This is a genomic window from Aurantimonas sp. HBX-1 (assembly GCF_021391535.1).
Taxonomy (GTDB): domain Bacteria; phylum Pseudomonadota; class Alphaproteobacteria; order Rhizobiales; family Rhizobiaceae; genus Aurantimonas.
In genome coordinates this window covers 432,315-445,000 of record NZ_CP090066.1, presented here as the reverse complement: position 1 = coordinate 445,000, position 12,686 = coordinate 432,315, and the positions used below count along the sequence as shown (strand labels likewise).

The following is a 12,686-nucleotide window of genomic DNA, read 5'->3' as shown; positions in this document are numbered from 1 at the left end:
AGTATCGAAGGCAGTTCCGGGGTTGAGCCCCGGGATTTCACCCCCGACTTAAATATCCGCCTACGTGCGCTTTACGCCCAGTAATTCCGAACAACGCTAGCCCCCTTCGTATTACCGCGGCTGCTGGCACGAAGTTAGCCGGGGCTTCTTCTGTGGGTACCGTCATTATCGTCCCCACTGAAAGAGCTTTACAACCCTAGGGCCTTCATCACTCACGCGGCATGGCTGGATCAGGCTTGCGCCCATTGTCCAATATTCCCCACTGCTGCCTCCCGTAGGAGTTTGGGCCGTGTCTCAGTCCCAATGTGGCTGATCATCCTCTTAGACCAGCTATGGATCGTCGCCTTGGTGGGCCGTTACCTCACCAACTAGCTAATCCAACGCGGGCTCATCCTTTCCCGATAAATCTTTCCCCCGAAGGGCTTATACGGTATTAATTCCAGTTTCCCGGAGCTATCCCGTAGAAAAGGGTAGATTCCCACGCGTTACTCACCCGTCTGCCACTCCCCTTGCGGGGCGTTCGACTTGCATGTGTTAAGCCTGCCGCCAGCGTTCGTTCTGAGCCAGGATCAAACTCTCAGGTTTGATAAGAGCTGTTCCTGACCGTCACTGTCTCAAAGCATTTGACGAGAGTATTCGCGAACACCCAAGCTACAAATCCGCCCAGCCCCGAAGGACCACACGGACACGCCAAGGCCGGCCCCGCATCCCTGCGAAACCGGCAACCTGAATGCCGCCGCCCTCGCCCGACACCCCGGCCTCGCAGTCACCCGCAAAACCCAAAGCACCAGGACAAGAGCCGTACACTCTCATACCGAAACGTAGAACGATCAGGTCGTTTCTCTCATGGATACTCCCAGCCGGAAAGGATACCGGCCAAAGAGCTCCAGACAGACAACCGCCGTCCACATTTCTCTTTCTTCTCAATCTTCAGTTGTCAAAGAACACGCCAGCGATACCGGCGGCGGGTGTCAACAGACAAACAGACTGTCGTACCCTGAGGAGGGTCGCTATATCAGCGGCACTCGAAAAACAATGAAGAGGCGGCGCGAATTCGAACCGGCCAGAACCTTGAGGTCCGGACCAGCTCTCGGCGCCCCGTCCGGGCCGCCGCGGCGCCACCGCCGTCGTTGTTGAGTGGGGTATAGGCGATGGCTGATCGGCCTGTCAACGCCAACCTTCGCAAAAACTTCAAAAACCGCTCAGAGCCCTGTCGCGCCGCCGGTGCGCCCGCCTCGCGCGCGCCTGCCCCCATGCAGCGCGCATGGGGGATGAGCCGGCACTCCCTGCCGGCAGGAGGAGTCCGCGCCAAGGCGCATCACCCCCTTCTGCCTCGCGCCGGCGTGCTTCCGCCGCCGGGCGCCCCCCTCCCCTGCCGCCGTCCTCGGGTACCGCCTAATCCATACCCGACGCGGCGGGTTCTCCCTGCCCGGATCGTCCATCTGCAGCCTCGCGCCTTGAGCGGTTGCAGCCGGGACGGTATGGCCGGCGACGGGTTCATCGTTCATAAGAGATGCCGGCGGCCGAATTCTGCCACCTTGTTGGTCGATGGCTGCCACTGCAATCGAGGGGGATAACAAGCTTGCCGCAGGACAGGCCGTTCTTTGGCGACGAGCCAGCGCTCATCGCCGATCGACGACGCAGGCCCGATCGCCGACAGGTTTCGGCCCGCTGGCTGGCGGGCACGCTTCTGACCGGCCTGACCTCGACGGCGCTGATGGGCATCGCGCTGTCCGCGGCCCTCGACGGCTATCACGGCGCCGCCCGCCCCCCGGGCCGGCTGGCCAGCCTGGCGCTGCCGGGGGAGGCCACCGAAAAGGGCGAGCGCGTCGTGGCGACGGCCATCCCGATCGCCCGCAGCCGGCAGATCCTCGAGCTCTCCACCATGACCCGCGAGGGCGACCGCGAGATCATCCGGACCCTGCCCTTCGGCTACGTCAACATGCTGCTCGCCGCCCGCCATCAGACCAGCGCCGAATATCCGAGCTTCGATCCGCTGAACATGTTCGGCGATCCGGCGGACGCGGAAGCGGCGGCGGTGGAGCAGCAGGCCGCCCAGATCTACGGCGCCCGCGTCGAATCGGAACTGCGGTTGAAGGTCGAGCCGTTCAAGTTCGACGCCGCGAGCTATCAGCCGGGCGGCGACGTCGGGGTGGCGGAAGCCGAGCGGGCGATCCGCTCGGTCGAGCCGATCCTGTCCTATCAGCCGGTCCGCGTCGCCGCACTGACCACGATCGACCCGCTGCGCTTCGACCTCACCAGCGACGCGCCGAGCTACGAGCCGGGCTCGGCCTTCCGGGTGATCGAGGAGAATGTCTCGCTCGCCGCGCCCGATGGGGCCGAGGCGGTTCCGCGCTTCCACGAAGAGATCATTCCGGTCCGCGAGAGCGCCACCATCGCGGCGATCCTCGACCGCAACGGCCACACGAAGCAGGAGGGCGCCGAGGCGACGACGGCGCTCGCCAAACTCCTCGACGCCGAGGAACTCAGCGCCGGCGACGTGCTGCGGGTGGGCGTCGAGACGACCGGCGAGACCGCGCATGTGGTCCGGCTTTCGGCCTATCGCGGCGACACCCACCTTGCCACCGTCGCCGAGACCGAGGACGGGCCGTTCGAGCCGGCGCTGGCGCCGGAACTCGGCGATTCGGTTGCCGACGCCTTCGACGACAACGAGGACGAGGCCCCGCTGCGCGCCGACATGCCCACCGTCTACGACGGCATCTACCAGGCCGGACTCGCCTACGGCCTCAACGACCGGCTCTGCCAGCAGCTGCTGCAGATGCTGGCGAGCGAGGTCGACCTGCAGTCGCGGCTCGGCCCGACCGACCGTCTGGCGGCGTTCTTCTCCCTGGAGGAGGGCGAGGAGGTGGCCACCGACGCCTCGGAAATCCTGTTCGTGGAAGTGCGTTTCGGCGAGAACACCAAGCGGTTCTACCGCTTCCGCCCCGCCGATGCCGAGGCCGCCGACTATTTCGATGCCGAAGGCCGCAGCGCCAAACAGTTCCTGGTGCGCAAGCCGCTGCCGAGGGGCCGCTTCACCTCGTCCTTCTCGACCGGCCGCAAGCACCCGGTCCTCGGCTATGTCCGGCCGCATTGGGGCGTCGACTGGGCGGCGCCGCGCGGTACCCCGATCCTTGCCGCCGGCGAAGGCGTGGTCGAGAAGTCCGGCTGGTCCAGCGGCTACGGCCGGCAGACCATCGTGCGCCACGCCAACGGCTACGTGACCTCCTATTCGCACCAGAGCGCCATCGCCAAGGGCATCAAGCCGGGCGTCAAGGTGCGGCAGGGCCAGGTGATCGGCTACGTCGGCTCGACCGGCCTGTCCACCGGCAACCATCTGCACTACGAGGTCGAGGTCAACGGCAAGAAGGTCGACCCGATGCGCATCAAGCTGCCGTCGGGCCGGGTCCTCGTCGGCGCCGATCTGGACAGCTTCCAGCGCGAGCGCGACCGGATCGACAACCTGCTGCGCGAGCGGGTCGAATCGCCGCTCGTCGCCGGTCGCTGAACGACCGGCGACGGAGCGTTCGTCGCGCGCCGACTATTCCGACGGCTGAACCCGCGACTGCGCCCGCCAGAGATCGACCCCGCCTTCGATGGCGTGGCGATCGATCGCCGCCAGTTCGTCGGCGGTGAAGTCGAGGCGCTTCAGCGCATCCAGCGAATCGTCCAACTGCTCGACGCTGCGGGCCCCGACCAGCGCCGACGAGATCTCCGGCCGGCGCAGCACCCAGGCGATCGCCATCTGCGCCAGGCTCTGGCCGCGCGCCTCGGCGATCGCCGCCAGCTGGCGGATCCGCTCGATGTTCTCGGCGCTGAGCATCGCCGGCTTCAGCGAGCGCTCCCGCGCGGCGCGCGAATCGGCCGGCACGCCGCCGAGATATTTCCGCGTCAGCAGGCCCTGCGCCAACGGCGAGAAGGCGATGCAGCCGAGTCCCAGTCCGGCGAGCGTGTCGAGAAGCCCGTCCTCGACCCAGCGATTGAGCATCGAATAGGAGGGCTGGTGGATGATGAAGGGCGTGCCCTGCGCCGCCAGGATGGCATGGGCACGGTGCGTCAGCTCCGGCGAATAGGACGAGATGCCGACATAGAGGGCGCGGCCGGAGCGCACGATGTGGTCGAGCGCGCCCATCGTCTCCTCCAGCGGCGTCTCGGGGTCCGGCCGGTGGTGGTAGAAGATGTCGACATAGTCGAGACCCATGCGCTTCAGGCTCTGGTCGCAGGACGCCACCAGATACTTGCGCGAGCCGAAATCGCCGTAGGGCCCGGGCCACATGTCGTAGCCGGCCTTCGAACTGATGATCAGCTCGTCGCGATAGGGCCGGAAATCCTCGGCCATCCAGCGGCCGAAATTCTCCTCGGCAGAGCCGTAGGGCGGCCCGTAATTGTTGGCGAGGTCGAAATGCGTGACGCCGCGGTCGAAGGCGCGCCGCAGCACCGCGCGGCCGGTCTCGAACACGTCGACGCCGCCGAAATTCTGCCAGAGGCCGAGCGAGATCGCCGGCAGCTTCAGGCCGGATCGCCCGACGCGGCGGTACGGCATGGAATCGTAGCGGCTGGCCTCGGCAAGATAGGGCATGGCGATGCTTTCCGGATCGGGTGTGACGCCGGCCGATATAGGCGGCGGCGCGCCGCCGGGAAGCCCCGGCGGCCGGCCGGCCTACTTGCAGTAGGTCCCGTCGTTCTTGCGGGCGGCGATGTCGAGATGGAAATGCGTCGCGTGGTCGGCGTCGGTGCCGGGACCGAGCACCGTACGGAACGGCCCGCAGGCGCCGACGCGGACCGCCCGCTGGAATTTCGCTTCGGGCGATCCCGCCGGTTGCGCCTCCACGGAAATCTCCGGTCCCTCGTCGAAGACGAAGGCGGCGATGTCGATGGCACTGCCGCGCGCATGTTCGGAGATGCCGCTCTCGGAGGCGCGCTTGCGGCAAACATAGGTCGAGGCATGGCGGAATTCCGTCAGGGCCCGTCCCTCGAGATCGACCCTGGCCGCCGGCACCACCGTCGACGACATCCACTCGTCGAGCGCCAGCGCCGCGCGGCAGAGCAACTGCGTCTTCGGCGAAACCGCGATGCCGGAGGAGAGGCGCTCGACATTGACCGGCCGCAGCACGCCGCACGCGCCTTCGCTGATGCTCGGCTCGACGGTGAAGACGACGCCGCGCTCGGTGAGTTCGGCCTCGCAGGCCACCGCGTCGGCGATGGCGGCGGCGGCGAGCACGCTGGCGGCCGGGGTCACCGACTGTTCCAGCTGTCGCAGCGTCGTCGGGGTCAGGGGCTCCTCGTCCGCCTCGGGAACCGCTGGCGTCACCGGCATGGCGTCGGGAATCGGCTTCGTCTGCCGCGCCGGCTCGTCTGTCGCCGGCTCGGCAGCCGCGGGCTCCGGCTGAGGCTCCGCCGGCTCGTCGGGCGCGGGCTCCGGCTCCGCCGGCTCGTCGGGCGCGTCCGAAGCGCGATCCGGCCGCGCATCCGGCGTCGGAATGTCGCCCGTGGGCGGGGTATCGGAATTGTCGGCAGAAGAAGCGTCGGCCGGCTCGGGCGTCTCGGTCGCGGCTTCAGCGTCGGCCGCCGGAGCCGGTCCGGTCTCCTGCGTATCGGCGGCAGCGTCTTCGTCAGCCGCTGTGTCCTCGTCAGCCGCGTTGTCCTTGGTTGCGGCTTCCTTGTCGTCGACTGGCGCAGCGCTTTCCGCCCCATCGGCATCCTCGGCCGTATCGGGGCGGGCTTCCGGCGTCGGCACTGCGGATTCGGCCGGCGCCTGCGCGACAAGCGGCCGGGTCCGGCGCTTCTGCGCGGCGGCCGGCCGCGACGGCCGGTCGATCGACTGCAGCGGGTTGGCGTCCGGCCAGGGCAGATCCTGGGCCGTGGCCGCCGGGACCATGGCCGCGCCGAGGCAGAGCAGGCAGAGGAGACGGCTTCCGCGCCGGAGCCCGCTCACCCCTCGAACTCCACCACGGTGACGCCGGGCTCGACCAGCCCGGCGAGGGTCGCGGCGTCCCAGTTGGTCAGCCGCACGCAGCCGTGGCTCTCCGCCTTGTCGACGAGTTCCGGATGGGCGGTGCCGTGAATGCCGAAGGTCGGCTGCGACAGGTCGATCCACATCGATCCGACCGGGCCGTTCGGCCCTGCCGGCAGGGTCAGCACCTCGGTGTTCTCCCCCTGCTGGAAGTTCTTCTCGGGGGAGTAGTGGTAGGTCGGGTTCGGGGCGATCGCCTGCACCTTCAGCACGCCGTCCGGCGACGGCGTGTTCGCGGCGCCAATCGTGACGGGATAGGCGAGGACGATGGCGCCCTCGGCGTCCTGCGCGATGAGTTCGCCGCGCGCCTTGTCGACGATGATCTTCGCCACCTTGGCCGTCGGCCCCGCCCCGATGTTGGGGACCAGGATCGTCGTGCCCGCCGCGCCGAAATCGGCAGTGGGGTTCAGCGTCTTCAGGAGGTCGCCATGGACGTGGAAGCGCTCCGCCAGCATCTCGACCGGGTCGCGGAAGCCGAGCCACTCCAGCTTGGCCATCTCGGCGTAGTCGCGGGGGATGTCGTCGACGAAACGCTCGGCAAGGTCGGCCTCGGTGATCTCGTAGGTGACCATGGCCTTGCCCTGGTCAACGGCAAGGATGTTCCACAGGTCGGGGTCCGGCTCGCCGTCGGCCGGCAGGTCGCGCATCCGCTCATAGGCGTGGATGGCCTTGCGGGTGTTCTCGCCGAGATAGCCGTCGATCACTCCCGGCGAGGCGTGGGCGCGGTCGAGCAGCACCTGCAGGCGGATGAGGAAGGGGTCGGGGGTTTTCTGTTCGTCGACGGATTCGAGCGCCGCCTCGTCCGGGGCGTCGGTCGAGAAGGCCGGCGTCTCGACCACCTGCCCGGGCTCGCCGGTCACCGCGATCTCCGGCGGCGCCGGGCTGTCGATGCCGTCGGCCGCGGCCGCCACGGTGGCGGGATCGGTCGGGGGAACCGCGTCGGCCGGGCTGGCATCGGCTTCGACGTCCGGGATCGTCGCGTCGCTGCGCGCCGCAGCGGCGACCGAGTCGGCCTCGCGCTGCTGCTGCGACCAGACGGCGAAGTCGGCCGTGTCGATCGAGCTCTCCGAGAGCGGCTCCGAGAAGGCCTGGGCCGGAAGCGGCGCTAAACCGGCCGCGAGGATCAGGAAAGCGGTCGAAACGGTTTTCATCGAATGCCTCGAAAAAGGTGCCAAGCCGCTGAAATGCAAAGGGGAGCCTTCCGGCTCCCCCTGTCCCTCGCTGATATCGGTCGCATGGTTAACCAGCGGTTAACCACGTCCTATTCTTCGAATTCCACCGTCACCCCGGCCTTCACCATCTTGGCCAGTTCGGTCGCATCCCAGTTGGTCAGGCGGACGCAGCCGTGGCTGTTGGTCTTGCCGATCTTCGAGGGCTCGGGGGTGCCGTGGATGCCGTAGGTCGGCTTCGAGAGCGCGATCCAGATCGTCCCGACCGGGCCGTTCGGGCCGGGCGGAATGGTGAGCACCTTGTCGTTCTCGCCCTGCTTGAAATTGACCTTCGGGTTGTAGGTGTAGTTCGGGTCGAAGGCGATGCGGTTCACCTGGACGATGCCGGTGGGCGACGGGGTGTCGGACGAGCCGATCGTCGACGGATAGGCGGCGATCAGCGAGCCGTCGGCGGCGTAGGCGCGCACCTGTTCCCGGCCCTTGTCGGCGACGATGCGGGCGACCTCGCCTTTGGCGTTGTCCCCGACGGCCATCACCTTCAGCCGCGTGCCCTGGCGGTTGAAGTCCGCGCCGGGATTGATCTCGATGAGATAGGCCTCGTCCATGTGGAACTTCTCGGCGAGCCGTTCCGACACGCGCTCGAAGCTCATCTCCGGCAGCAGCGCCTTCTGGCCGTAGTCGGAGGGAATGGCCGCCACATAGGGCCCCGAGACGTCTTCCGCGGTGATCTCGTAGGAAACGATGGCCGGTCCGCCCGTCGCGTCGAGTTCCTCGGCCAGCGCCTTGGGGTCGCCGGTCGGCAAAGTGCGCCCGTATTTCTCCTGATAGGCGGCGACCGCCTTGTTGACGTTCGAGCCCATGCGGCCGTCGATGACGCCCGGCGACATGCCGGCGCGGTCGAGCAGCACCTGCAGCGCGGCGATCTCGGCCTTGGCGTTCTTGCCGGTCGGCATCGCAACCTGCGGCGCGGGATCGCTCTCGCGGATGGTCTCGCCCTCGACGATCGGCGCGCCCGGCGCCGGCAGGTCCGTCTGGTAGCCCGGCAGGTCCTCGATGCCGCGCGGCAGCTCGGCCTCCTGCACCGGAGCGCCGGCGTCCGGCAGCGGCGCGGCTTCGATCGCCGCGTCATAGCCGCGGTCGCCCTCGTAGGGCCCGTCGTAATACGGATCGGCCGAGGCCGGCCGGCCGGCGAAGCCCGGCTCCTCGAAGACGCCGGGCGGCGGCAGGTCGACCCGGCCCTCGAGCATCACGCCGGGCGGCGGCGGCGCGTCGATGATCGCCCCGCGCTCCTCGAACTGCCTGCGGCGTTCGCGGAAGCGCTCGCGGCGCGGCTCCTCGACGGCGACGATCCGCCCGAACTCGTCGATGACCACCCGCCGGCCGAACTCGTCGATGTAGATTTCGGCGATCCCGGCATCACCCGGTTCGTAATACTGTGCGAGCTGCACCGGCGCCTCCTGCGCCGTCGCGACGGCCGGTATCGCCAGCAGCGGCAGCAGTCCCGGGAGCAATCGCAGGTCTCGCATCATCGTCGTCTCTCCAGCCGGCAGGCTCGCTCGCCGGTAAGGTCCATGTCCGACCTTGCGAAATGGCAGATGAACCGGACATGAAAATGACCAAGCCGCAGATAAGTGGCCTGATAGCGGCAGGCCTCCAGCCTGGGGCAAGGCCGGCCGCCGCCGCAGCCTTGGCAAAGGCGCCGCCGCGATTATGTCACGCTCCATGATGGCAACCACCGGCAGAGACATGACAGACACGCTTCCCGACCGCCTTTCCTCCGATCCCGCCAGCGAGTTCTACGACGCCGAACTCCTGGAGCGCGGCGTCGGCGTGCTGTTCAAGGGGGTCGAGAAGACCAATGTCGAGGAATACTGCGTCAGCGAGGGCTGGATCCGCGTGCAGGCCGGCAAGGCCAAGGACCGCAAGGGCCAGCCGCTGACGATCAAGCTGAAGGGCCCGGTCGAGGTGTTCTTCCGCGAAGACTGACGCCTTGCCGACCGGCCGCCTCCGCGCGGCCGGAATATCGCAGAGCCAGTCGCTGCGCAGGACCGGAGCCGGGAGGCGGCATCGTGCCGCCTCTGCCGGCGACGGGAGATCGCCCGGCGGGCAACCTCCCCTTGTCGGCCTGCCGCCTCAGCGGGGCTGCCACTCCTCGGTGCCCAGCTGCTTGGCGCCGAGATAGCTCCAGACGCCCTGCCAGCGCTGCCCGTCCCGGTACATCAGCGCGACGCCGCTGTCGCCGGCCTCGCCGTAGCCGATCGCCAGCACGTCGTCGTCGCCGATCGCCGTGCCCATGACCTTGCGATCGTCGAGCGAGTAGGTCACCGAGAACGTGTCGCCCACCTTCGAGACCAGCACGCTCGCCTCGTAGGTGGTGCCGTCCGGGTTCACCCCGTCGATGCCGTAGGTCCCCGAGGGATCCGCCAGGGCCGGGAATGCCGGAGTCAGCATCGCCGCTGCCGCGACCGGTCCGAGCCATCGTCTATGCATCGTTGTCTCCTCAGCTGAAGGCTGCCCGGCTCCTGCCAGGCGGCGGGTTGCGGCAATCAGTCGGTGAAGTCGAACTGCGAGATCTCGCAGACGTTGACGCCATTCTTCTGCGCCGTGGCGCCGTCGCTGAAGGTAGCCATGAAGTCGAACATGCAGGCGCCGGTGCCGTCGTCGACGGTGACGTCCACCGACTCGCCGACTTCGAGCACGTCGACGCCCAGAATATCCTCCTGCCAGTCGCTCGTGCCGGTGTTCGAGGCGTAGAACTCGATCATCGCCGTGCTCGTCCCGTTGACGATGGTGACGTCACGGTTCTGGGCCGATGCCGCGCCGGCGGCGAGGCAGGCGCCGAGCGAGATGGCCAGCAGGGTGGTCAGGCGGGTACGCAGCATGGTGGTTCCTTGAAATGTCGGCAGAGCCCCGGGGAACCGCCCGGGCGGTGGTGAGGTGGCGGCGCTCGTTCCGCCTTCCGCATCCGGAATCGGGCGGTAACGGCGGCCGGACGGCCGTCCCGGCGTCCTCCGGCGCGGTCGCACCGACCGACGCCTCGGGGCCGCCGCGGACGCGCCCTGCGCCAAGCCATATCGCGGACCGTCGGGGGCCTGAATGTCCTGCCGTCCCGAATTCTTGTCCACTGGTCCCGCGGACACCGCCGCCGTTCCGGTTAAAATTTGATTCAACATTTTTTTATCGTTTCGCGTCACCCTGAAGCGGTTGGTCAGGCTGCGAGGCGACGATGCGGGAATTCGAGGACGAGCTGAACGATCTGCGCATCCGGGCATCGATCCGCGAGCTTCGGACCGGCCTGCTGCGCGCCACGCTGCTGTTCGGGGCGATCACGATCGGCCTTGCGCTGGTGGTGGTGCCGGCCGCCCGCCACAGCGTCGACTATGTCGCAAGCAGCCCGCAGCTCGACACGATGACCACCGGCTCGATCGGCACCGGCCGCTACACCGTCCACCGCAGCGTGCTGCAGGCGCCGGGCGCCGGCCCCTGCATCGTGCATGCCAGCGGCCGGCGGACCGGGGCATGCTGATCTCCCGCCGTGTCATCGCCCGGCTCGACGCCCTTCGCCGCGACCGCAGCGGCGGCGTCGCCGTCGAGTACACGCTCGTCGCCGCGATCCTGGCGACCGCCCTCGTCACCAGCTTCCAGCCGCTGACCGACGCGCTGGTCGCGACGTTCGAGATGATCTCCGCCGCCTTCTGACCGTCCGCCGGCTCAGGCCGGGTCCGAGCGATCCCCCAGCGCCGCGGCGAGGCTTGTCTTGGCGCTGCCCGGCCGCAGCGGCTTCTGCTGGCTCTCGTGCGGCGCCCAGCCGGACATGTAGATGATGTCGAAGGTGGCACGGATCCGCCCGTCCGGGTCGGCGTAGCGCTCGGCGTAGATCTCGGCCGCCCGCAGGAACAGCCGCCGGGAGGCCGGCCGGCGCGAGCGCTCGACCAGCATGTTGGCCATGCCCATCGCCCGCAGATCCTGCATCAGCTGGAACAGATTGTCGTAGCGCACGGTCAGCCGGTCCTGGTCGGTGACCGGAAGGGCGAAGCCGGCGCGCTGCAGCAGCGCGCCGGCGTCCCTGATGTCGGCGAAGGGCGCGACGCGCGGCGACACGCCGCCGAGCAGCTCGGCCTCGGCGGCGAACAGCGAGGCGCGCAGCTCGCTCAGCGTGTCGCCGCCGAGGAAGCCGCAGAGGAACAACCCGTCCGGCCGCAGGGCGCGGCGGCACTGGACCAGGACGCCGGGCGTATCGTTGGTGAGATGCAGCGACAGGGTCGAGACGATCAGGTCGACGCTCGCCTCGGCCAGCGGCAACGCTTCCTCGTCGCCGACGGCGGCGAGGTCGGGCCCGTCGAGAAGCGTCGGCAGCCGCTCGATCCGCACGATGCGGCCGGCCTTGCCGCTGGCAAGGATCTGCGTGGCCATCTCGCCGGTATGGCCGGCGAGGTCGACTGCCACCTCGAACCGGCGCTCCACAAGGGACAGCCGCTCCGCCAGCTCGTCCGCAGCGGCCGTGAGCAGGAAGCGCACCGAGGGGGGCGTCCCGTCGCCGAGCCAGCGGCGGCGGCGCCGGTCGAGCAGTTCCCGGTCGAAGACGCGGTGTCCGGGGGTTTCCGGCATGGTGGCCTGTCTCTGCTGGGTGTGGCGTCGAGAGCGCTTGTAGCTGCCCGCAGCAGGAGTATCGTCAAGGGTCGAGGATGCCAACGGCGCCGGCCGGAGGCGCGGCGCCATCGGGGCGAGGCCGGGAGGCGAGGAGCGATGAGCATCATCAGGCGCGGCACCCTGGCGATCGGCGGATCGATCGGCCGGCTGCTGTTTCCCCCCGTCTGCCCCGGCTGCCAGGCCGCCGTGACCGGAAGCGGGACCGTATGTGCGCAGTGCTGGCCGAAGCTGCGCTTCATCGAGCGGCCCTATTGCGAGGTGCTGGGGCTGCCCTTCGCCTACGACCTCGGCAAGGGTTTCCTTTCCGCCGAGGCGATCGCCGAGCCGCCGCCCTTCGCCCGGCTGCGCGCCGCCGTGCTCTACGAGGATCTCGCAGCGCGGCTGGTCGCGGCGCTGAAATACGGCGACCGCACCGACCTCGTGCCGCTGATGGCGGGCTGGATGCGGCGGGCCGGCGCCGAGCTCTTGGCGGATGCCGACGTGATCGTGCCGGTGCCGCTGCACTCCGGCCGGCTGTGGCGGCGCCGGTTCAACCAGTCCGCCGAGCTGGCGCGGCGGATCGGCCGCGAGACCGGCACGACCTATTCGGCGCTGGCGCTGCGGCGGGTCAAGTCCACCCGCAGCCAGGTCGGGCTCGGCGTCAGCCAGCGGCAGGAGAACGTCCGCGGCGCCTTCCAGGTGATCGACCCGCGGCGCGCCGAGATCCAGGGACGGCGGGTGCTGCTGGTCGACGACGTCTACACGACGGGCGCCACCACCGCGAGCGCCACACGGGCGCTGAAGCGCGCAGGGGCAAGGGATGTCGACGTCCTGGTCTTCGCCAGGGTTGCCGCCGGCACCGCGTGAAGCCATAT

General features: G+C 68.9%; 12 protein-coding genes and 1 rRNA gene (1 of these 13 only partly in view). 5 read left to right on the top strand and 8 right to left on the bottom strand.

Annotation, left to right across the window (positions count from 1 at the left end):
- Positions 1-585 (bottom strand): 16S ribosomal RNA (locus tag LXB15_RS02070) (it extends 898 nt beyond the left edge of the window).
- A gap of 997 nt (positions 586-1,582) precedes the next feature.
- Here LXB15_RS02070 and LXB15_RS02065 point away from each other — a divergent pair.
- Positions 1,583-3,508 carry a M23 family metallopeptidase gene (locus tag LXB15_RS02065; protein WP_370640155.1) on the top strand — a complete coding sequence of 642 codons (1,926 nt, stop codon included), beginning with the start codon at positions 1,583-1,585 and terminating at the stop codon, positions 3,506-3,508.
- 33 nt (positions 3,509-3,541) lie between these two features.
- On the opposite strand, the gene mgrA is transcribed toward LXB15_RS02065, so the two are convergent.
- The 4 genes from mgrA to LXB15_RS02045 all read right to left on the bottom strand — a co-directional run bounded on the left by mgrA (position 3,542) and on the right by LXB15_RS02045 (position 8,711).
- A complete protein-coding gene (gene mgrA, locus LXB15_RS02060) occupies positions 3,542-4,579 on the bottom strand; it encodes an L-glyceraldehyde 3-phosphate reductase (protein WP_233950637.1) in 1,038 nt (345 codons plus the stop codon).
- An 81-nt stretch (positions 4,580-4,660) separates the two neighbouring features.
- Entirely contained in the window at positions 4,661-5,935 is a 1,275-nt protein-coding gene (locus LXB15_RS02055; RefSeq protein ID WP_233950636.1) for an extensin family protein, read from the bottom strand.
- On the bottom strand, positions 5,932-7,164 hold the full coding sequence (locus LXB15_RS02050; protein ID WP_233950635.1) for a L,D-transpeptidase: 1,233 nt from the start codon (positions 7,162-7,164) through the stop codon (positions 5,932-5,934). The genes LXB15_RS02055 and LXB15_RS02050 overlap by 4 nt, the downstream gene beginning before the upstream one ends.
- 110 nt (positions 7,165-7,274) lie before the next feature.
- Positions 7,275-8,711, bottom strand: coding sequence for a L,D-transpeptidase (locus LXB15_RS02045; RefSeq protein WP_233950634.1), 1,437 nt, complete (start codon positions 8,709-8,711; stop codon positions 7,275-7,277).
- Positions 8,712-8,928: 217 nt separating this feature from the next.
- On the opposite strand from LXB15_RS02045, the gene LXB15_RS02040 reads away from it, so the two are divergent.
- Positions 8,929-9,168, top strand: coding sequence for a DUF3297 family protein (locus LXB15_RS02040; protein ID WP_233950633.1), 240 nt, complete (start codon positions 8,929-8,931; stop codon positions 9,166-9,168).
- Positions 9,169-9,315: 147 nt separating this feature from the next.
- On the opposite strand, the gene LXB15_RS02035 is transcribed toward LXB15_RS02040, so the two are convergent.
- Both LXB15_RS02035 and LXB15_RS02030 read right to left on the bottom strand, forming a co-directional pair.
- Positions 9,316-9,672, bottom strand: a complete 357-nt coding sequence (locus LXB15_RS02035) for a hypothetical protein (RefSeq protein ID WP_233950632.1) — start codon at positions 9,670-9,672, stop codon at positions 9,316-9,318.
- Positions 9,673-9,728: 56 nt separating this feature from the next.
- Positions 9,729-10,064, bottom strand: a complete 336-nt coding sequence (locus LXB15_RS02030) for a hypothetical protein (protein ID WP_233950631.1) — start codon at positions 10,062-10,064, stop codon at positions 9,729-9,731.
- Positions 10,065-10,408: 344 nt separating this feature from the next.
- Between LXB15_RS02030 and LXB15_RS02025 the strand changes: the two genes are divergently transcribed.
- Together LXB15_RS02025 and LXB15_RS02020 are read left to right on the top strand one after the other, a co-directional pair.
- On the top strand, positions 10,409-10,708 hold the full coding sequence (locus LXB15_RS02025) for a hypothetical protein (RefSeq protein ID WP_233950630.1): 300 nt from the start codon (positions 10,409-10,411) through the stop codon (positions 10,706-10,708).
- Positions 10,702-10,881 (top strand): Flp family type IVb pilin, encoded by a 180-nt coding sequence (locus LXB15_RS02020; RefSeq protein ID WP_233950629.1) that lies wholly within the window; start codon positions 10,702-10,704, stop codon positions 10,879-10,881. The genes LXB15_RS02025 and LXB15_RS02020 overlap by 7 nt, the downstream gene beginning before the upstream one ends.
- Positions 10,882-10,893: 12 nt before the next feature.
- Here LXB15_RS02020 and LXB15_RS02015 read toward each other — a convergent pair whose 3' ends face one another.
- Entirely contained in the window at positions 10,894-11,790 is an 897-nt protein-coding gene (locus tag LXB15_RS02015) for a methyltransferase domain-containing protein (RefSeq protein ID WP_233950628.1), read from the bottom strand.
- A gap of 138 nt (positions 11,791-11,928) precedes the next feature.
- Here LXB15_RS02015 and LXB15_RS02010 point away from each other — a divergent pair, with 138 nt between their 5' ends.
- On the top strand, positions 11,929-12,678 hold the full coding sequence (locus LXB15_RS02010) for a ComF family protein (RefSeq protein WP_233950627.1): 750 nt from the start codon (positions 11,929-11,931) through the stop codon (positions 12,676-12,678).
- Positions 12,679-12,686 lie beyond the last annotated feature (8 nt).